The 20,186-nt window shown below is 49.1% G+C and carries 18 protein-coding genes; 11 read left to right on the forward strand and 7 right to left on the reverse strand.

Features of this window, described 5'->3' with window-relative positions; genetic code table 11:
• Positions 1–12 precede the first annotated feature (12 nt).
• On the forward strand, positions 13–228 hold the full coding sequence (locus H6570_02150; protein MCB9318055.1) for a hypothetical protein: 216 nt from the start codon (positions 13–15) through the stop codon (positions 226–228).
• 20 nt (positions 229–248) lie between these two features.
• Here H6570_02150 and H6570_02155 read toward each other — a convergent pair whose 3' ends face one another.
• From H6570_02155 to pyk, 5 genes are all read right to left on the reverse strand, one after another.
• Positions 249–1,346, reverse strand: coding sequence for an aminopeptidase (locus H6570_02155; GenBank protein MCB9318056.1), 1,098 nt, complete (start codon positions 1,344–1,346; stop codon positions 249–251).
• A gap of 16 nt (positions 1,347–1,362) precedes the next feature.
• Positions 1,363–2,574, reverse strand: a complete 1,212-nt coding sequence (gene hflX, locus H6570_02160; GenBank protein ID MCB9318057.1) for a GTPase HflX — start codon at positions 2,572–2,574, stop codon at positions 1,363–1,365.
• A complete protein-coding gene (locus H6570_02165) occupies positions 2,571–3,374 on the reverse strand; it encodes a DUF4292 domain-containing protein (GenBank protein ID MCB9318058.1) in 804 nt (267 codons plus the stop codon). The genes hflX and H6570_02165 overlap by 4 nt, the downstream gene beginning before the upstream one ends.
• Complete coding sequence (locus H6570_02170) at positions 3,371–5,104, reverse strand: tetratricopeptide repeat protein (GenBank protein ID MCB9318059.1); 1,734 nt, start codon at positions 5,102–5,104, stop codon at positions 3,371–3,373. Before H6570_02170 ends, H6570_02165 begins: the two co-directional genes overlap by 4 nt.
• Before the next feature lie 84 nt (positions 5,105–5,188).
• Positions 5,189–6,613: a pyruvate kinase gene (gene pyk / locus H6570_02175; GenBank protein MCB9318060.1), complete on the reverse strand. Its 1,425-nt coding sequence runs from the start codon at positions 6,611–6,613 to the stop codon at positions 5,189–5,191.
• A 215-nt stretch (positions 6,614–6,828) separates the two neighbouring features.
• On the opposite strand from pyk, the gene H6570_02180 reads away from it, so the two are divergent.
• The 6 genes from H6570_02180 to H6570_02205 all read left to right on the forward strand — a co-directional run bounded on the left by H6570_02180 (position 6,829) and on the right by H6570_02205 (position 11,857).
• Positions 6,829–7,068 (forward strand): acyl carrier protein, encoded by a 240-nt coding sequence (locus H6570_02180; protein ID MCB9318061.1) that lies wholly within the window; start codon positions 6,829–6,831, stop codon positions 7,066–7,068.
• A gap of 127 nt (positions 7,069–7,195) precedes the next feature.
• Positions 7,196–8,440 (forward strand): beta-ketoacyl-ACP synthase II, encoded by a 1,245-nt coding sequence (gene fabF / locus H6570_02185; protein ID MCB9318062.1) that lies wholly within the window; start codon positions 7,196–7,198, stop codon positions 8,438–8,440.
• Complete coding sequence (gene rnc, locus H6570_02190; protein MCB9318063.1) at positions 8,437–9,180, forward strand: ribonuclease III; 744 nt, start codon at positions 8,437–8,439, stop codon at positions 9,178–9,180. Before fabF ends, rnc begins: the two co-directional genes overlap by 4 nt.
• Before the next feature lie 95 nt (positions 9,181–9,275).
• Positions 9,276–9,830, forward strand: coding sequence for a hypothetical protein (locus tag H6570_02195; GenBank protein ID MCB9318064.1), 555 nt, complete (start codon positions 9,276–9,278; stop codon positions 9,828–9,830).
• A 25-nt stretch (positions 9,831–9,855) separates the two neighbouring features.
• Positions 9,856–11,472 carry a glycosyltransferase family 39 protein gene (locus H6570_02200; GenBank protein ID MCB9318065.1) on the forward strand — a complete coding sequence of 539 codons (1,617 nt, stop codon included), beginning with the start codon at positions 9,856–9,858 and terminating at the stop codon, positions 11,470–11,472.
• On the forward strand, positions 11,459–11,857 hold the full coding sequence (locus H6570_02205) for an FdtA/QdtA family cupin domain-containing protein (protein ID MCB9318066.1): 399 nt from the start codon (positions 11,459–11,461) through the stop codon (positions 11,855–11,857). Before H6570_02200 ends, H6570_02205 begins: the two co-directional genes overlap by 14 nt.
• 15 nt (positions 11,858–11,872) lie before the next feature.
• Here H6570_02205 and H6570_02210 read toward each other — a convergent pair whose 3' ends face one another.
• A complete protein-coding gene (locus H6570_02210) occupies positions 11,873–12,775 on the reverse strand; it encodes an OmpA family protein (GenBank protein MCB9318067.1) in 903 nt (300 codons plus the stop codon).
• A 9-nt stretch (positions 12,776–12,784) separates the two neighbouring features.
• Positions 12,785–13,711, reverse strand: a complete 927-nt coding sequence (locus H6570_02215) for a hypothetical protein (protein MCB9318068.1) — start codon at positions 13,709–13,711, stop codon at positions 12,785–12,787.
• 293 nt (positions 13,712–14,004) lie between these two features.
• Here H6570_02215 and H6570_02220 point away from each other — a divergent pair, with 293 nt between their 5' ends.
• The 4 genes from H6570_02220 to H6570_02235 all read left to right on the forward strand — a co-directional run bounded on the left by H6570_02220 (position 14,005) and on the right by H6570_02235 (position 20,181).
• Positions 14,005–14,967, forward strand: a complete 963-nt coding sequence (locus H6570_02220; GenBank protein ID MCB9318069.1) for a GNAT family N-acetyltransferase — start codon at positions 14,005–14,007, stop codon at positions 14,965–14,967.
• A gap of 20 nt (positions 14,968–14,987) precedes the next feature.
• Entirely contained in the window at positions 14,988–16,112 is a 1,125-nt protein-coding gene (locus H6570_02225; protein ID MCB9318070.1) for a DegT/DnrJ/EryC1/StrS family aminotransferase, read from the forward strand.
• Between the two features lie 227 nt (positions 16,113–16,339).
• A complete protein-coding gene (locus tag H6570_02230) occupies positions 16,340–17,242 on the forward strand; it encodes a serine hydrolase (protein ID MCB9318071.1) in 903 nt (300 codons plus the stop codon).
• Between the two features lie 185 nt (positions 17,243–17,427).
• Positions 17,428–20,181 carry a hypothetical protein gene (locus H6570_02235; protein MCB9318072.1) on the forward strand — a complete coding sequence of 918 codons (2,754 nt, stop codon included), beginning with the start codon at positions 17,428–17,430 and terminating at the stop codon, positions 20,179–20,181.
• Positions 20,182–20,186: the final 5 nt, after the last annotated feature.

Below are 20,186 nucleotides of genomic sequence, written 5' to 3' on the forward strand. Positions count from 1 at the left end.
AGCTAATAATAAATGAAGAAGTTCAAGTATCGATTGGGCGAAGGTAAGTACTACTTTAACATTGTTTCCGGGATGCAAACGATCCTGGTGTCCCGCAGAGAGAAGACAGCTGCTATCGGAGCATTTCAAAAATACCTCTCCGTAGGTAAGACGTGTGAATGGTTGGGTAAATGGAATGGTAAGGATTTCATTGACACCAGTCTTCCTGTTTCAGCTGCTAAATCCTGAAGCTGCTGCGCTAAACCTGCTCAGATCAGGAATTGACCGTTTTCATAAATACACCGGCCGTCCGCCAGGATGCGTCCTTCATTACGCATGTCCGTAATCATATCAAAGTGAATCGCTGATTGGTTTTTACCTCCACACTGGTAATAGGATTGCCCGACGGCCATATGGATGCTGCCACCTATTTTCTCATCAAATAAAATATTGCGCGTAGGCTGCTGAATGTTGTAATTGGTGCCAATGGCAACCTCCCCGAAGCGACGGGAACCCTCAATGGCAAAAACCTGATCAAGTACCTCTCTTCCGGTTTCAGCATCCCACTTTTCGATCCACCCGTCTTTTACCGAAAGCGTGATGCCCTGCACGGACTGACCCAGGAATACCGATGGGTAACTGAAGTAGATATTCCCCTGTACACTGTCTTCAACGGGAGCCGAAAATACTTCTCCGGACGGCATATTCGCCCGGCCATCAGAATTGATCCACGTCCGGCTGGCGACCGAAAAGGTAATGTCAGTAGCTGGGGTAAGGTACTGTACCTGCTTACAACCATTCAGATAGTTCACTACTTCCTGCTGCATCTCCCTGACCTGTAACCAGCTGTTACGCGGGTCGTCGTCAAATAACCGGCACGCGGTATACACAAAATCCTGATATTCGCTGAGGGTCATCCCGGCCTCCTGCGCTGCTGCCTGGGTCGGGTATTGACAAAGGGTGCGCCGCATGGCACCGGAGCCGGTACGGCTGAAATAGACTTCATTAACCGGGGCTGTCGCTGATTTGCGTTTTGTAAGCTTTTCTTTTTCGCGGATCCGCTCATCCTTCAGATTGAATGGTGCACGGATGACCAGGTAGGCATCAAAATGATTGACAGCGTGCGCATATCCCGGATCGATCCAGGCCAGTTGATCGTCATCAGCTTCGGCGAAATAAATGGCATCTTTTTCGGCAAAATCAAGGTCAATCACCATATTGGCCCCCAGTCGCAGACCTTCCTTCCATACTTCCCTGACCAGGGGTTCTGCGAGCGTGGTACTGCGCACATACACCTGGTCCCCTTTTTTGAGATCGAGACAATATTGGGTCAATAATTGAGCGTATCGGTTTTCAATGGTTTGCATGATGGCTTCGGTTGAACTACCACTGTTTGGAGGTATAAGGATATCGTATCTGGTACAGATTTTTTACATGCTCCAACAATGTGGTACGTAAAGGTTCCAGATTCTCTCCGGACTTGGCGGAGACCAGCAGAATCTCTTTGTCGTATTCATGATAAAGCCGCTGGCTAAGATCTTCCTCGATCTCCCGCTTAGTTTGTCCATCCAGGTAGGCATCGTAGTGTATGGTGCGGTAGAGATCGATCTTGTTAAACACCAGGATCATCGGCTTATCCAGGACACCCATCTCAGCGAGGGTTTCATGGACGGTGCGGATGTGGTCCTCGAACTGCGGATGCGCTATGTCAATCACATGAAGCAAAAGATCACTTTCCCGGACTTCATCCAGCGTGGATTTGAAGCTTTCGACCAGATGATGTGGCAGTTTCCGGATAAATCCTACGGTATCAGACAATAAGAAAGGCGTTTGTTCCAGAACGACTTTGCGTACCGTGGTGTCCAGGGTGGCGAATAGTTTGTTTTCAGCAAACACTTCCGATTTGCTCAGCACATTCATCAGGGTAGATTTGCCCACATTCGTATAACCCACCAGGGCCACCCGGATGAGTTCACCGCGATTCTTGCGTTGGGTCTGATTTTGTTTGTCGATTGTTTCCAGCTTCTTTTTCAGGTAGGATATTTTATCCCGGATGATCCGCCGGTCGGTTTCGATCTCCTGTTCACCGGGGCCCCGCATACCGATACCACCGCGCTGTCTTTCCAGGTGCGTCCACAATCCACGCAGGCGTGGCAGCAGGTATTGCATCTGGGCCAGTTCGACCTGTGTCTTTGCCTGGGCGGTCTGCGCCCTGAGAGCGAAAATATCGAGGATCAGTGAAGAGCGGTCGACAATCTTTCGTTTGAGCTGCTCTTCAATGATCTGGGTTTGTTTCCCGGTCAGGTCATCGTCGAAGATAACCAGGTCGATGTCATGGCTTTCGATGTATTCCTGGATTTCTTCCAGTTTCCCTTTCCGGATGTAGGTCCTGGAGTCCGGATGATCGAGATTCTGGGTGAATCGTTTGATGGTGACGGCACCGGCGGTCTGGGCCAGGAATTCCAGTTCATCCAGATATTCCTGGATCAGGCGTTCGGTCTGGTCCCCATGGATTACCCCCACCAGGATGGCACGCTCCGGCTCCCGGTTGACGTTTGTTTGGGTGGATTCGCCGATGTTCCAGTTGTTTTTCATAAGGGTACGCGTTCGTAAGAAGAGGGTATTTGAAAGTACACCGTCTTCGGTTGATTGACCTTCCAGTCGTTTATTTCCAGGTCAAAGTTATACTTTTCAGCGGGGGTATTGATCTGATAATGACGCATCCAGGGAATCGCGCTGCCATCACCGGCATCGGTAAACTGTTGTTGGGTAATAGCTAATTGTTCCCCGCTGGTCAGGGCAAAAAGCATTTCGCGGATATGTTTCGCCGGCCAGTCCAGATGGATCGAATAATTCATTTGGTCCTCATACATCGGTCTGGAGCCATGTACCCAGACCGAATCCCGCGAAATAGAAAGGGCTGGAACATCAGACGAACTCAGATCGGGTGATAAACCCAGCAACAACCGTTGAAAGCCGTCAAAATCTACCGGAAGTTTTTGTTTCGCCAACCAGTCTTTGGTTGATCCATACACATATTCGTTGTTCAGATTATCGATGAGTTTAAAACTATCCGGGGTAATCAGGACGCGGTGGGTTTCTATGATCTTGGTGACACGGATCCACAACAGGGAATCCTTCGCCCAGTACCAGTGTAACCGTACTCCGATATTCAGATCTGGCGCATCTATGTCGAGTTTGCTTTTCGCCTCCAGATGATCCGGTTCGATTGGCGCATGCTGAAGGTCATCCCACATCGACAGCACTTTCTTTTCATCGGCTACGGCAGTATGCAGTGATTTACCAGCTTTACGATTGCAGTTGAAGCCGGACAATAGCATCGAAATGGCCAGAACCATCAGGATGAATGCGTGTAGTTCAGAACCTTGCTTCATTCGACCAATTGACGGCTGCTGATTTTTTTCTGTAATTCTTCGGATCGGTTATTGGGTAGATCCAGAGCATGGTGCCACAAAGCGACCGCCTGATCGATGGCCCCGGTTTGAAAGGCAATATCTCCTGCCAGCTCGGTGGCCCGGGCATTAGTCGCTCCGGCTCCGTCCAGGTATTTTTGAATGGCCTGACCTGCACGGGTGAAATCCTTGGTCCGGTATGAGAGGAAGGCCTGACTTTCCAGAAACCCGCCGTAATCAGGGTAGGACCGGGTGAGATCATTGAGCAGATTCTGTGCCTGGCTCTGGGTGCTCTCATCCTCAGACAAATATTCCAGATATTGTTGCCAGACCGGAAATGCCTGGGGTGCTTCCTTGAGCAGCTGTTCATAAAGGCCCGCGATGGTTGAACGTTGTCCGGAACGCTGTTGGGCCAGTATTTGCCCGGCACGGATCGACACTGCAAGCGGAGAGGATTTGCCGGCCATCAGGCTGGCGTCACTCAGGTTCTGCTGGGCTTCCTTGATTTGGTTCACATGGATCTGAGCTATTCCCAGGGCATAATAAAGCAATGCCTGGTTAGGAAAGTAATCCATACCCCGCGGGGCATAGGCTAAAATGTGCTGATATTGTTCGTTTTTAATTAAGAGGGGCAAGGCTTGTTCCCAAATGCTCCAAATGGCCGGTTGCAATTCGAGAGCGCTCAGGTAGGCACTTATGGCCTGGGCATCCTGACCGTTGGTCTGGTAGATATCTCCCAAAAGGGCTTGCACTTTAGCTTCTCCCGGATGAGCCTGATTCAAGCCCTGACCTGCATCGATCAGCGCCCGGCCCAATGCTGCTTCCGGATGCTGAATCTGTTTGTCCAGGTAAGGAATCAGTTCCTTGATCTTGTCATCCAGGGGGACCTGGGGATTGGAAAGGATGGACTGGATCGAATGCAGGTACTGGTCATCAGCTCCGCTGGCTTTCAGTGATTTTGACAGAGCCAGGTTGGCCTGAGCATTGTCCGGGTCCATCTGCAGGACCGCCTTGTAGACTTCTTTGGCCTTATCCGGTTTATTTATCTCCATGAAATGGGATGCAAGGAGTAAGCGGAAGCGTATTTCCTGTGGGTAGGCACTGACCAGTTTATTCAATTCGGCTTCGGCTTTCGCTGGTTTGTTGAGTTGAACATAGAGCTGGTATTTCTGCTGGATCAGGCTCTCGTGGACCCCAACCATTTGCTCCAGCTTATCCAGCACGGTGATGGCTTCCTCCGGTTTGCCTGCTTCGACCAGGTCGTGGGACCATACTTCGTAGTCATCTTCATACAAATTGCCGCTGGCGGCCAGTTTTTCATAGATGCCTGCTGCTGCAGTAAATACTTGTTTGTGTTCGTATTGACGGGCCAGCTGCAGCTGGTAGTACGGATTCGATGGTTCCCATTGGGATGCCTTTTGTGCCCAGTCAAAAGCCTGGTCGAATTCTTCTTTGGTGACATAGATCTTGGACAGTTCGTAGGCTGCTGCGGCGTTGGTGGGGTCTTTGGCCAGAACTTCGTTAAACCGGTTGATGGCTTTATCGGGGTTGCCCAGGATAACTTGCTGCATGGCATCGATGAAGAGGCTCTCCAGATTGACTGTAGCTTCATTGGTGGAGCCTGCCTGTGCCTGGACGGGAGTGAGGGATCCCCAGGCGTGCCAAAAAACGATCAACAGGAAAAACCGGGTGAAATGCTTGAAAACCGGCATACGGATCTTTTATGATTAGGACGAAAAAGTTATGAAAAAGTTGTACCTGTTTGCTGGTTCATCCTGTTTTCAAGGATGAAAACATCATTCTACCAACGTTATTTTCAGCATATTCGTTCGTGCCCGCTTACCGAGCGGCATGGATCCGGTATTGACGACCAAATCACCCGGTTTTACCACATTGTGGACTTTCAGGATTTCAACGACATCAGCTATGGTGTCATCGGTGGTCGTAAACTTATCGTAAAAAAATGTCCGTACTCCCCAAACCAGATTGAGGGTGGCCAGCATGTATCTGCGGTCTGAAAAGATGTAAATAGCATTGGGCGGCCGGTATGCAGCCATCCGGAAGGCAGTGTAACCGGATACGGTCATCCCCAGCAACGCCTTGGCGCCGACATATTCAGCCGTCTTAACGGCCTGGTAGCAGATGACATCCGAGAAAAAAGTATTGGATTTACGGGATGGTTTGGATTTCTTTTCGTTGAAATGGTAGTGGCCTTCGGCCTCTTCAATGATGGTTGACATCGCCTCGACGACTTTCACCGGATGGTCGCCCACCGAGGTTTCCCCGCTCAGCATTACGGCATCGGCTCCATCCAGGACGGCGTTGGCCACGTCCGTTATCTCAGCCCGGGTGGGACTGGGATTGTGGATCATGGACTCCATCATCTGGGTGGCCACGATGCAGGGCCGGCCAAGTTGCAGACATTTTGAGGTAATATCTTTCTGGATCAGGGGCAGTTTTTCCATGGGGACTTCAACTCCCAGGTCGCCCCGGGCCACCATGATGGCATCGGATTTGGCGATGATCTTATCAATATTCCGGACAGCTTCCGGTTTTTCAATTTTGGCAATGATCTTGGCTGGGTGCTCGTGTTCCCTGATAATGTTTCGCAGGTGCTTGATGTCGTCGGCCGAGCGAACAAAGGACAGGGCTATCCAGTTGACCGGCTGGGTGAGAATGAACATCAGGTCTTCATAATCTTTTTCAGTGACCGAGGGGAGAGAGACATGGGTGTCGGGGAGATTGACGCCCTTATTCGATTTTAAGATGCCTCCGAACTCCACCCTGAGCTTTACCTCGTCCTTTTTATTGGTCTCGGCAACGGTGAAGATCAATTTTCCGTCATCGATCAGTACTTTTTCACCAACCACCACATCCTGGGCAAACTGGTCATAACTCATATAGACCCGTTCCCGGTTGCCGATGCATTTGGTATTGGTAAACGTGATGATGTCACCCGCGTCCAGATGGATCCCTTCACCTTCCACTTTCCCCACCCGGAGTTTTGGTCCCTGCAGGTCCGCAAGAATACCGAGGTGGAACCGGTGTTCTTCATTGATACGTATAATGTTGTAAATGACCTGCTGGTGATACTCATGTGCCCCGTGGCTGAAGTTCAACCGGAATACATCCACGCCAGCTTTGGCTAATGCCAGCAATGTGTCATAATCCTCACACGCCGGACCTACGGTTGCAACTATTTTTGTATTTTGGAACTTCATATCTTTTCCTGCGGTTAATAGGGCTTCGCTGTCACTCAAGATTGGCAAATTTAGCAAAAGGTTAGCGTTCTTGATCGGACAGAAGCATGATTAATCTAATTTGATACTTTAGTAAGTTCACAGAGGTAGAAGACGCTGATAAAAAAAGGCTGATTTCTTTGTGATTGACTGGGGTTATCCTTTATTTTGCGGAAATTTTTAAAAATTAACCAATTATGTCTAGCATCGAAGAAAAAGTAAAGAAGATCATCGTGGACAAATTAGGTGTCGACGAATCTGAAGTTACGCCTGAAGCAAGTTTTACCAACGACCTGGGCGCTGATTCACTAGATACGGTTGAACTTATCATGGAATTCGAGAAAGAATTTGATATTTCGATACCGGACGAACAGGCAGAAAATATCCAAACAGTAGGACAGGCAGTAAGCTATCTGGAGTCTCAGATGCAGTCCTGATCTGACCTGATTATCAGTTATTTATAAAAAATCCATAAATGAGAACCCTTCTTGTTTATGGATTTTTTTATCGCATTAAGCGGGTAATTTATTTACTTTGCGGATGCTTATGTAAACCTTACGGTCTATGAAACGAGTAGTTGTAACGGGTATTGGAGCACTAACCCCAATTGGCAATTCCGTGGATGCTTACCTCAAAGCATTGCAGGCGGGTGTTTCCGGGGCTAATCCAATCACACGTTTTAATGCCGAAGCATTTAAGACAAGGTTTGCTTGTGAACTGAAAGACCTGGATATCACTACAGTACTGGATAAGAAAGATGTGCGTAAGCTGGATCTTTTTGCCCAGTATGCACTCTACACGACGCACGAGGCCATCGAGATGAGCGGACTCACCGAAGACATCCTTGCCACGGAACGCACCGGCGTGATCTGGGGTTCCGGTATCGGCGGGCTGCGCTCTCTGGAAGCTGAAATTGAAACCTATGCCGAAGGAGGTCATGGTGTGCCTCGTCACAGCCCGTTTCTGATCCCCAAAATGATCGCGGATATCGCCGCAGGTCATATTTCGATCCGGTATGGGTGCCTCGGGATCAACTACGCCACCGTATCTGCCTGTGCATCCGCTAATCACGCCATCATCAACGCATTTGATTACATCCGCCTGGGAAAGGCCGACGTATTCATCACCGGCGGGTCGGAAGCAGCGATCACAGAAACCGGCATGGGCGGTTTTAGCAACATGAAGGCATTGTCTGAGCGCAATGACGATTATCTGACCGCCTCACGGCCCTTTGATGCGGACCGGGACGGTTTTGTGCTGGGTGAGGGGTCGGGAACCCTGATCCTGGAGGATTATGAACATGCCCGCCGACGCGGAGCACCGATATTGGCCGAAATCATCGGTACGGGAGCTACCGCAGATGCCTATCACATCACCGCTCCCCATCCGGAAGGCCGGGGCGCCTCCATTGTGATGCGGACAGCACTGCGCGAAGCAGGACTGAACACCTCGGACGTAGATTACATCAACGTACATGGCACTTCAACTCCTCTGGGAGATGTGGCCGAGTTACGTGCCATTCAGCATGTATTTGGTGACGATGCCTACAAATTGAATATCAGTTCTACCAAATCCATGACGGGACATTTACTGGGTGCTTCCGGCGCCATAGAAGCGGTTGCCGCCATCCTGGGCATGCAGCATAACTTTGTTCCGCCCACCATCAATCATTTCACACCAGACCCTGAGATCGATCCTAAACTGAACCTGACTCTGAACCATGCCCAGGAACGTCACCTGGATATTATTTTAAGTAATACATTTGGATTCGGAGGTCATAACTCATCGATCGTATTGAAGCGGGTATGATAAGTCGGCTGAAAAAAACATACAATTACTATCTCGGTTCCGATAAATATTTTGTGCAGCGGCTTGATTCGCTCGTGAATTATGTGCCACTCAATCCCTATCTCTTCAAGCTTGCTTTTTTTCATAAGTCAAGCCTGAATGAGAATAAAAACCGCATGGACAGCAACGAAAGACTGGAGTTTTTGGGTGATGCGGTTCTCAGCTCAGTGGTAGCCGAATACCTCTTTAAAAAGTATCCCAATAGCGATGAAGGCTTTCTGACCAAAATGCGATCCAAGATCGTAAAACGAAAGACGCTGAATAATCTCGCTGACCAGATAGGGATTGATGTCCTCCTGAAAGAGTTTAACCAGACTCAACTGACCAATTCCATGCTGGGTAATGCCCTGGAGGCATTCATCGGTGCCATGTACATCGAGAGCGGATACCGGCGCACCAAGAATTACATCATTCACAAAATGCTACGTGAATACCTGAATATCCACGCACTTGAAAACAAAGATGATAATTTCAAATCCCAGCTGCTGGAATGGTGCCAGAAACACGGAAAAGAAGTTAGCTATTCCGTGCTGAATAAATACCGCATGGACAACCGGGACCGGTTCCGCGTCGCCGTATTGATTAACGGCGAGGAAATTGCAACTGCCGAAGATTTCAATAAGAAAAGCGCAGAACAATCCGCCTCCAGCATTGCGATAGCCAATTTGGGCATCGCTGAAGAGGTTGATGATGAGGATTGATCGAAGCTTCTGCTGAAGTCCTGAAGGCGCTACAGAAGAGAAGCGGTCATCCAGGAAGGGATACAATAAATAAGTGACCCGAAATAATCAAACGTATGGATCTATCGCTGATCATATCTATTGCCACCTCTGCAATGTCTCTATTGGTTGCATTGATCTCGGTGATCATTATGTACCGAAGTGTCAAGATCAGCCAGAAAGGTCTGGAGAAGACGCTGGAAGAAATGGAAGATTATACCATTTCAGAAAATCTCGAAATTCATGTTCAGGTCGTCAATGCGGTCCGCCAGCATCAGGCCCAGCTCCCACCCAATATTCACGATCCGGATTACGTCATGACGGAAGAAGTCAACCGCCGCATTCGAATGTTTTGGTTTTCCATCTTTGACGAATGGTTTGTCTGCAAGACCGAGGGTAAGTTTATGACGGATTACTGGGATAAATATTATAAATATGGTCTTATGCCAGTGATGAAACGTCCGGTATTCACTCAGGCGATCAAAAAAATGATTGAGGTGGATCACATCACCTTCCTTGGTCAGGTTCACGTTTTCTCCAAAGCCCTTAATGAGGTCCACCGAATGGTAAACAACACGGACCTCATCGATTACGACAAGATTCAATTTGCGGGCCATAACCATAAAGACTGAGATGAAGGCGTCCGGTAAAAAGCCTGTGAAAAAGAAAACCAAAGCAAGTCCCGCGTCTCAGGCTACCTATCCAGTCCTGCCTGTACTGGTCATCCTGGTCCTGGTCGTCCTGGTTTTAAGCCGACTCTATTACCTGCCGATTGCATTTGACCGGGATGAAGGATCGTATCTGTATTTTGGAAAGCTGATCCTGCATGGGGAGCTTCCTTATCAGGACTTTTACGAGATCAAACCCCCGGGAATATTTTATAGCTATGCTCTGATTGCGGCCTTGTTTGGTACCTCACCGATTGGGGCACATGTAGCACTCCTGGCCATCAAACTGGCGTCCGGTTATTTACTATTCCGGATCAGCAGGCGGTATGCAGATAGCTCGTTTGCCTGGCTTGCCATACTGGCGTATGGATTGTACAGCACCAATCCCTACTTACAGGACCTCGCTATGGTTTCCGAACACCTGACCACCCTGTGTACCCTGGGTGGAATATGGATGCTGCACCAGGCATTGGATAAAAAGAAGAACTTCTGGTGGATCGGTAGTGGGATTATCCTGGCGTGGAGTGTCCTGATCAAACAAACCGGCTTATTCTATTTTCTACCGGCGATCGTCATCGCCATCGGCGAAACGAAGGCGCAACGGCAGCCAATGCCCTGGAAAGGCCTGATATTTTTATTGGGAGCTTCGATATCGACGGGGCTGGTGATGTTGCTTCTATTATGGATGCAGGGGAGTTTGCCGGAAGCTTATCACTGGCTGGTCGAACGGCCACTGAATTATGCTGAAGTAATCGGTGACGATCAAAAGACGGACTTAAGAAGCCATTTTATCAGCCTGGCCAGTAAGACGTTGTGGATGCTGGGAATCGTCAGTGCAGTGGGTATGATTCTGGCCTGGATTGACAAACCGCGCCGATATCCGATTTATGTCCTCACGCTCACGCTGGCTGCCGGCATCAACCTGATCATCGGAGGCAGGTATTATGGACACTATGCACTAAACCTGTTGCCTTTCCTGGCCATGTGGGCTGCCTATGCATGGTATGTGGTGGGTAATCGTATCCCCTTCATGCAACTGCAACGCTCCTGGCTGTATATTCTCCTTTGTGTGCCAGTGATTGGAATAACGTTCTTCCTGGCTAGGGCGCAATATTTTCCATTGGACAGAACCATCATGGTTCGCCGTATTTATGGTTTGAACCCATTTGATGAAATGTACCATCTTGGTAAATACATAAATGGAATCAAAGGCCCGGACGATGAAGTGCTGGTTGTGGGCTCGGAACCGGAGGGCTATCTGTACACCCATTCGGTGGCGCCTACCCGCCATGTGTTTCCGGCCTTCATCTCCGATGCAGAACCGGAAAATGTACGCTATCAGCAGGAAGCCTCTGAGGCGATGAAATCGAGTAAACCGAAGTACCTTTTTTTGGTGGTTAGTTCTTTTTCCTGGCTCTTTAAGGATGAAAACCAATCCGGCCGTAGCTACTTCAACAACGCATTTTATTTTGTCCAGCAAGGTTATCGCAGGGTTGCGATCGCAGAAACCTATCCTGACCGGCCTTCCCGTTATTTTTATGGGGATGAAGCCACAAATCGCGATGCTCAATCCAGCACCTATATTGAAGTTTATGAGCGCCGTTAAGCCGTATGAGATCGAATTTGCAGGCCATGGCTCTGCGCAGGAAGGATTCCTGTATGTCGCGGAGCAGCCAGGTATTCCTTTTGAGGTACGCAGATCATTCTGGACGGTCAAGACACCGGCAACTGTTATTCGTGGTGGTCATGCCCACTATCAGACGGAAATGATACTGATCGCATTGCAGGGAACCATTATCCTGCAGGTGGAAAACCTGGCTGGGAAGCAATGGCAGTATAAACTGGACCGCCCGGATACCGGCATCTATATCCCGGTTATGCACTGGCATACCATGATTTATGAGGTTGATGCAGTCCAACTGGTGTTGGCTTCAGCAGATTACAATGAAGATGATTACATCCGGGATTACCAGGCCTTCAAACACCTTTAAAGATGCATAATGGAATTACTCGAGATTAATCGAGCTGATTTTCCGCAGTAACAGAGGCCAGTTGACCCGGATGGTGATTTCCACCCGGTTATTCAGTGCCCGTCCCGCCGGGGTTTCATTGGAGACCCTCGGTTGTGAAGCTCCGACTCCGATCACTTCGATCTGATTGGCCGGCATACCTGCATCCTGAATTAATACACGCGCAATCGAGGCAGCGCGCAAAACGCTAATCTCCAGATTGTCCTGTGTGGTATGCTGACCAGAGGCAGCATCGGGATCCGTGTGCCCGGTGACGGTGACAGGCAGGGTAGGGTATTGCTGCAAGGTTTTACCCAATTGCTGCAATACCTTACCGGCGCCGGCGGAGATTTTCCCATTTGACCCAAACAGGTAGGACGCATAGAGAATCATTTTGACCTGTGATGCTTCCTGTTTGATCTCCAGCTCACTGTCTTTGGCACTTTTGAACTGGCCCATTAGTTGACTCAGGATGGTTTCCAGTTGCGTTTGGTCGGTTTGATAGATCTCGGCAATTTCACTGAGCTGAGCATCCTTTTGTGCCAGAATCTCATTTTGTTCGCTCAACTCCTGATAGAGGGTCTCACGTATGGATTCGGCTTCACTTGACACCGACCCGAGTTTGGCATTGAGGTCGTTTATTTTTTTCTCCAGCAGGATGTTTTCGGCAACGATTTGATTGAATGCCGAATTGGCTTTAATCAATTCATCTCGGGTGTTCTCGTATTGCTCTTTAAACCGGCTGCTTTCTACGAGGGTCTGTTTCAGTTCTTCCCGAAGCGATTGTTCCGTCTTCTCAGTGGATTGCTGCAGTTCACTGTATTTGCGACTGCTGACGCATCCGGACATCAGACCGGAAATAATCACAGCCAGCAATAAGGTGACTCTTTTTAAAGGCATCTCGATGTATTAATTAAGCTGGAAGATGGATGATCCCAAGAGTCCCTTATCGGAGTAAATGGAGGCGATGTAATAACCAGGTTTAAGCTTTTCTGCCAATTCATAGGTGAACTCCAGATGTTGAGACGGACCAATGTTGACCTTTTTGGTATCCTGAGCTTCAATGACCAGTGTCCGGGCATCTTCCCCAACCCGCACTTTGGAGCCAGGCCCCACAGGCACTCCGTCGGCATTGGTGATGTAGAGGTATACGTTCTGGGGTCCAACATATTCTTCGGGAACATCCACCAGATCAAAAGCAACATTGATTTTGCGCACCTTTTTTGATTTGATGGTCGTCTTATCGTTGTTCTTGACATAGTTAACCGCCATTGAACTGGCCTTGAAGGCTTGATTGGCGAGTTGTGATGCGCGCTGCTTCATCAGGGCATTGGCTTGCTCCAGATCGCCGACCTGACCTTTCAGTTCCGTAGTCTGAATTTCATAGGCAGCTACCTGCGCCTGCAGTTCTTCATTCTGATTGCGCAGCGAATCGTTCTGGGTCTTCAGCATGGTGATCTGGGCATCCAGGTCGGACTTGGCAGTTTGGAGGTTGGCTATTTCGGCACGCAGAGACTTTGCATCGTTGTTTGCTTTCCGGGTCAGGCGGTAGATCTGCTGATCTTTTGAAGTCAACAATTCTTTGGCATTCTCCAGAGATCCTTTCAGCGAGTCATTCTCAATGGCCACCGTTGCATACGCGGTATGCATGCTGTCCAGATCAAAGACCAGGTTGTCCCTTACGGTGATGAGGGAGTCCAGTTCCTGATCCTGGGTAGAGATCATTTTGTTTTTGTTGGCACCGGACCAGGCCAGCCAGCCAATGACCAGGATGGCAACGGCCAATAATGCTCCGAGAATAATGGCTAGATTCTTATAATTCTTTTCCTCTTCCATGGCTATCGTTTTTTACGTCTATTTGAAGTTCTATAAAGATATAAATATTATAAATATATTTAATGTTAATTCGTGTGGCCTGCTATGGCCTACATTTCATACGTTAAGACTCCTGAATTAGTACTTGTCACACGTGGATTTTTACATTCATTGGACACTTATCAAAGGCACTAGGTCAATATCATGGTATTGAGCCATGATGTCGTGGTTTATTTCCCTCCATTGACCGATCTGGTTTTGAGACAAACCTCAACGTCAACCCGGAATTTATCCAGGTTGATTATCTTGGGGCCATGACTATGGAGGCATCCCCGGGACCTGCTTTTACCATTACAATTTACCGGCCAGAGGACCGGGAAGTTTGGGACACATTTGTTTCGCAGGCACGAAATGGTCATTTCCAGTTCCTGCGCAATTACATGGATTACCATGCAGACCGCTTTCAGGATTTATCCTTGCTGATCTGGCGTGGAACAAGGTTAATAGGCCTGATGGCAGGCCACCGTACGGAATCAATTTACTTTTCGCACCAGGGACTGAGTTTTGGAGGCCTGATCCAGCACCAGGATTTTTCGGTCAACTGGGCCCTTCCTGTTTTGACAAGCATTCGTAACTGGCTGCAGGAGCGTGGTTGCAAAAAATGGATTTACAAGACGGTACCAGTGCTTTACCACCATCAACCGGCGATGGCAGATCATTGGGCCTTATTTATGATGGGGGCTAACTGGCTATACCGGAATACCAGCATGACCATCGATTTGAGGAATACATTCCACTGGCACAAAAACCGGAAAAGGGCTCTGACCACAGCTTGCAATACGGCCTTTTTCTATCAGGAGAGCTCAGATGCCGGCCAGTTCCATCCTATCCTGACGGCATTGTTGCAGCGAAAATATGACCGGAACCCCGTGCATAGTCTGTCCGAACTGCAGCGATTGATGGATGTATTTCCGGACAATATCCGCTTGCATCTGGCCATAAAAGAAGAAGAGGTTTGTGCTGGTGTCCTGATGTACAATCATGCAGGTGTGGCTCATGCCCAATACATCGCGGCTACGCCCGAAGGAGAAAAGACGGAGGCGCTGACCGGATTGTTTCAGAACCTGATCCAAGACGTTTACCGGGACTGCCGGTACTTCGATTTTGGAATTTGTAATGAAGAAAATGGTACGTTGTTGAATGAAGGATTAGCCCGGTTTAAAGAAGGATTCGGTGCGGGAGTTACTATTTTTGATGCCTATCAACTGGATCTATAAAAAGGCAAAATCAGAAGCCTATGGGGTCGTATGAAGTGCCGTTTCTGGATTTTAGCGGAATACATCATCCTTTGAGGGAGGAATTTTCCCGGGCGTTTGAGACCTTCCTGGACCGACAATGGTACGTGCTGGGGGCGGAAGTATCGCGCTTTGAGTTGGACTATGCACGCTATATCGGACAGGATTTTGCAGTTGGAGTAGGGAGCGGCATGGCGGCGCTGCATCTGGCACTGTTGGCTGGCGGTATTGGTCCGGGAGATCAGGTTATCGTCCCAGCCAATACCTATGTGGCGACCTGGCTGTCGGTCGTCTATACCGGCGCTGAGCTGGTGGCGGTGGATCCTGATCCGCAAACAGCCAATTTATCGGCAGCCGGCATCCGCCAGGCTCTCACCGACCGGACCCGGGCAATAATTCCGGTGCATCTTTATGGAATGCCCTGTCCGATGCAGGAAATCATGGATCTTGCGCGCGAAAACAATTTGCTTGTGATTGAGGACAATGCACAGGCTCACGGCGCCAGGTTAGGGGATAAACGGACTGGCTCGTTTGGTCATGCGAACGCACACAGTTTTTATCCCACCAAGATCCTGGGAGCCCTCGGAGAAGCCGGGGCGGTCACCACCAGCGATGAATTGATTGCGGATCGGTTGTACATACTGCGCAATTATGGTCAGCGGGAACGCTATCAAAATGAAATGATAGGCTACAATTACCGGCTGGATGAGTTACAGGCTGCCTTACTCAATGTCAAGTTGAAATACCTGGATGCCTGGCTGGAAGAGCGACGTACCCTGGCAACCGGATACGACAAGGGTCTGGGTGATTTGCCCGGATTGATATTGCCGCCGGCAACAGATGGGGGACAACATGCCTATTACCTCTATGTCATTCACACGCCTTTCCGGGACCAGCTTCAGTCCTGGCTGAAGACTAAAAAAATCGAGACTATTGTCCATTACCCGCTGCCTCCGCATCGTCAAACTGCCTTTAGTGACTATGGCTGGTCAGCAGAAGCATTTCCAGTAGCAAACCAGCTGGCATCACAATGTTTGAGCCTTCCGTTGTACATCGGTTTATACCGTGAAAAACAGGAATTGGTCATCCATGCCATCCGGGAGTTCTGGCAAGATCATTCGGGTTGAATGTGACCCGGATCACAAAAAAGTTTTTAGCCGTAGGAAATTAATTGCAGTGGGTAGGGCGTTAGAGATACCAGTGTACCTGTTTAGAATCCACGATCAATACATAAAAGGAAAAAATATTTCAGTTGCAGGCAGGTGATTGCATACTAGCCAAAACAACTTTTCGTTCCTTTGGTACGCTGATTGATGAACTTTAAAATTAAACTATGCGGTTGAGAATCATTTTGATGCTGGGATTATTCTTGCCTTTGCTTTCTTTCGGTCAGTCCACCGATGGGGATTATCTGGCGGTTAAAACTTCAACATTCATTCCATTGAATCAATGGAAAAGCAATGATTTTCAAAGCAGACTCACCACTACACTCAACGCGAACCCTACGTACCGTGCATTAATAGCCAGTAAACGGCTGGCTGTAGGTATTGTCGATATGCACGATCCTACGCATATCACCTATGCCACCGTCAATGGTGACAACATGATGTATGCGGCAAGCCTGCCTAAAATAGCCATACTGCTGGCTGCGGAAGATGCTCTCTTCAAAGGTGAGCTATCCGAAACACCTGAAATCGACACCGATCTGCGGATGATGATTGCCCGGTCCGACAATCAGGCTGCTACGCGGATGATCGACCGTCTGGGTTATGAAAAAATTCAGGATGTACTGGAAGACCCCAAATACAATTTGTATTCGGAGGAGCAAGGCGGAGGTCTGTGGGTAGGTAAAAGGTATGGTTCCGGTGGTGACCGTCATCCCGATCCATTGAAAGGATTAAGCCATGCCGCAACGGTCAACCAGGTTTGCCGGTTCTATTACATGATGTATTACGGCAAATTGGTGTCCCCCAGCCGTTCCGCTGAAATGATGCGCATCATGAAAGATCCGGAGCTACACCATAAGTTTGTCAATACCATCGACCGGGTAGCCCCCGGTGCCACCATGTTTCGTAAATCCGGTTCCTGGAAGAATTATCATGCCGACTCGATCCTGGTTGATGATGGCGGTAACCGTCGTTACATTCTGGTTGCTTTGGCAGAAGATCCCCAGGGAGAACAAATCATGCGCGATCTGGTACGGATTGCTGAGCAGGTCATGCACATCCCGGCGGCCTCACCCAATACCGCGCCTTAAGTTTCAGCTGACCCAATAAATGCCCCATAAAAAAATCAACCGGTAGTGGTTGATACAATACGGTGCATATTGCATTGAAACTCGTACCTTTCTCGTAAGCCTTACCGTTTGCATCACTGATGGAAAGCTTGCAGAACACAGTTTACGATTTTACCAAAAAAGCATTTGATATACGTGACGGGGAAATGCGCCGAGCATTTCTGATGATGACCCATATATTTCTCATCATCTCCACCCTGCTGATCGTCAAGCCCACTGTTAATGCGCTGTTTCTGGCCACTTTTGGGGTCCGTTCGTTACCCTACGCCTTTATCTGGGTGGCGATCACCGCCGCAATCGTGACCACCCTGTATGCCCGTGCATTACACCGGGTATCCTTTTTCCAGATGTTATCCGGTACCCTGTGGTTTTGTGTCATTTCTTTGGTGGTTTTTGGTACCCTGCTCTTATTTGGTATAGCAGTTCATCTGGTCTTGTACCTGTTTTATGTCTGGGTAGCGTTGTTTGCGCTGGTGACCACCTCGCAGTTCTGGGTATTGGCGAATATGGTATTCAATCCAAGGGAAGCCAAACGACTGTATGGTTTTATCGGTGCGGGGGCTATTGCCGGCGGCATCTTCGGAGGATATCTGACTTCATTTCTGGCTCAGTTTATGCCCAGTGAATACCTTGCTTTTGTAGGCGCACTGTTATTAGGGGCTATAATACCGATCAGCCGCTATGTCTGGCGCAACTATGGTTCTGAAAAATTCTCCCGGTATACCGGACCGGAGGAAGAAGCACCCATGAAGCATCCGGCAAGGATGGTGCTGGAATCCAGGCACCTGACCTACATCGCATTAATTGTGGGCATCAGTGTACTGGTCGCCAAGCTGGTGGACTTCCAGTTTGGCGGCATTGCATCGGCCAATATTGGCGATGCCGATGAACTGACCGCTTTCTTTGGATTCTGGTATTCGACCTTCAATGTGATCTCCCTTTTACTCCAGTTGTTTCTTACCAGGCGCGTGGTCGGGACACTCGGCGTGGGCATCTCTCTGGTTTTCCTGCCCGGCCTGATTTTAGTTGCTACCATTATGCTCTTCTTTAATCCGATGTCTCTGATGGCAGCTGTGATGCTGAAAATGTCCGATGGCAGTTTTAAGCAATCCATCAATAAGGCGGCTCTGGAGCTGCTGATTCTCCCCATCCCGCTGAATATCAAGAAACAAACCAAGACATTCATTGATGTTTTTGTCGATAGCCTGGCTACCGGGATCGGTGGCATCCTATTGATCTTTATGGTTGATGCCCTGAATTTATCCGCTTTTTCAGTCAATGTAATGATCGTTTTTTTCGTGCTTGGGTGGCTGTACCTGGCTTACCGGGTTCGCCTGGAATACATACGTCTGTTTAAGTTGCAGGTCGAAGCAGTAGGCAATACCAAATCAAACACCACGCATAAGGAGATTGATCTTAAGAACGAGTCGGTGCTTAGTGGTATTCGCAAGGTGCTACTGGATGGGGGTGATTCACAGCGGTTGTATTTATTGGGTAAACTGCTCGAGTTGAAAGACAACCGGCTGTATGACTCGATTGTCCCCCTAATTCATCATCCGGATCCCCAGATCAGAGCCGTTGCCATCGAAAATTTGACAGTACTGACCCACAGCCCATTTTTGCCTGAAATTGAGTCTTATATCAACGATAGTTCACAACAGGTAAGGATCAAGGCTTTCGAGTATCTGATCACCCAATCGCCAGGACCGGATGACCCCTGGTATCAACTATTTCTTTACCACCCGGATGTTGAGGTACGGGGAGCCGCATGGGAGTTTTTAGCGCAGGAGACCGCTCACGACCCGGCACTGGCGGCTAAGTATCAACTGGAGGACAATGTCCGGTCGATGCTCCACGAAGCAACCTGGAATGCCCCCGTCGAACATCGTGTGTACCTGATGAATGCGGCATTAAGGTCCATCGGCTACGGCCATTTGGCTGACCTTTATCCAGTCCTCGAAGAAAAATTGGCGGAGGAGGATCCCAATTATCGCAGTGCAGTCATACAAGCGGTTGGGTTAAGCCAGCAGATCCATCTTTTACCACAGATTTTACCCTACCTGCCCTTCAAACGCTGGCGACAAGTCGTCTTCCAGGCTGTGGATGACATGGCGCCCAAACTATTAAAAGAAGCACGCAGGGAAATGGAGGACTCCATGGTACCCCTGGAAGTGAAAAGGTTGTTGCCTAAAGTCGTCAAGAGGATACAGCGCCAGGAGGCCGTACGCCTTTTATCCCAGTGGCTGGAACATCCCGATCCGGTGATTCGCTATGAATCCCTGAGAGGGTTAAACCGGCTGCGTATCGAAAACGACGGATTGATCTTCGACCGAAAAGCCATCAGTCAGCGGATCCTGGTGGTAGCGCACCGCTTTCAAACCATCCTGGGCATCCTGTATGTCCAGGACCAGCTTGATGCAGATGCCCCCAACAGCAATAAAGTGCGAAAGACTTTGATCGAGCTCCTTGAACACCGGCTGGACCGTCAGCTGGAGATAATCTTCCGCTTGCTGGGATTGACCTATCCGCCCACCGATATGCTGGCCATCTACCGCGGATTATCCAGCGGAGCCAAAGATCGCCGGATCAGCGCCCTGGAATTTCTCGACAACCTGCTGGAGCCTGGAATCAAGCGCGTACTGATCCCACTGATTGAGTCGTCGATGCTGGAGACCATCACCGAAGCCACCATCCGCGAACTGGACGTGCCACTCCCAACAGAAAGGGAGGCGTTATCCCGGTTGCTGGAGATCGATGATCCGCGTATTCATGTGGCGGTACTGCATTTGATTGATGCGCTGGGAGATACACGGTATCAAGCCATCCTGGAAAAAGTCATTGACTCAGGATCCGACAAGGAACGGGAAATCGCAGCAGCCATCCTTTCAAAATGGAGTTGACACTG

Source organism: Lewinellaceae bacterium (assembly GCA_020636135.1).
Lineage (GTDB): Bacteria > Bacteroidota > Bacteroidia > Chitinophagales > Saprospiraceae > JAGQXC01.

Bases quoted from the DNA above. Each gene is read 5' to 3' on its own strand.
- H6570_02150 (MCB9318055.1), top strand. From the start codon at position 13: ATGAAGAAGTTCAAGTATCGATTGGGCGAAGGTAAGTACTACTTTAAC.
- H6570_02155 (MCB9318056.1), bottom strand. From the start codon at position 1,346: ATGCAAACCATTGAAAACCGATACGCTCAATTATTGACCCAATATTGT.
- hflX (MCB9318057.1), bottom strand. From the start codon at position 2,574: ATGAAAAACAACTGGAACATCGGCGAATCCACCCAAACAAACGTCAAC.
- H6570_02165 (MCB9318058.1), bottom strand. From the start codon at position 3,374: ATGAAGCAAGGTTCTGAACTACACGCATTCATCCTGATGGTTCTGGCC.
- H6570_02170 (MCB9318059.1), bottom strand. From the start codon at position 5,104: ATGCCGGTTTTCAAGCATTTCACCCGGTTTTTCCTGTTGATCGTTTTT.
- pyk (MCB9318060.1), bottom strand. From the start codon at position 6,613: ATGAAGTTCCAAAATACAAAAATAGTTGCAACCGTAGGTCCGGCGTGT.
- H6570_02180 (MCB9318061.1), top strand. From the start codon at position 6,829: ATGTCTAGCATCGAAGAAAAAGTAAAGAAGATCATCGTGGACAAATTA.
- fabF (MCB9318062.1), top strand. From the start codon at position 7,196: ATGAAACGAGTAGTTGTAACGGGTATTGGAGCACTAACCCCAATTGGC.
- rnc (MCB9318063.1), top strand. From the start codon at position 8,437: ATGATAAGTCGGCTGAAAAAAACATACAATTACTATCTCGGTTCCGAT.
- H6570_02195 (MCB9318064.1), top strand. From the start codon at position 9,276: ATGGATCTATCGCTGATCATATCTATTGCCACCTCTGCAATGTCTCTA.
- H6570_02205 (MCB9318066.1), top strand. From the start codon at position 11,459: ATGAGCGCCGTTAAGCCGTATGAGATCGAATTTGCAGGCCATGGCTCT.
- H6570_02210 (MCB9318067.1), bottom strand. From the start codon at position 12,775: ATGCCTTTAAAAAGAGTCACCTTATTGCTGGCTGTGATTATTTCCGGT.
- H6570_02215 (MCB9318068.1), bottom strand. From the start codon at position 13,711: ATGGAAGAGGAAAAGAATTATAAGAATCTAGCCATTATTCTCGGAGCA.
- H6570_02220 (MCB9318069.1), top strand. From the start codon at position 14,005: ATGACTATGGAGGCATCCCCGGGACCTGCTTTTACCATTACAATTTAC.
- H6570_02225 (MCB9318070.1), top strand. From the start codon at position 14,988: ATGGGGTCGTATGAAGTGCCGTTTCTGGATTTTAGCGGAATACATCAT.
- H6570_02230 (MCB9318071.1), top strand. From the start codon at position 16,340: ATGCTGGGATTATTCTTGCCTTTGCTTTCTTTCGGTCAGTCCACCGAT.
- H6570_02235 (MCB9318072.1), top strand. From the start codon at position 17,428: ATGCGCCGAGCATTTCTGATGATGACCCATATATTTCTCATCATCTCC.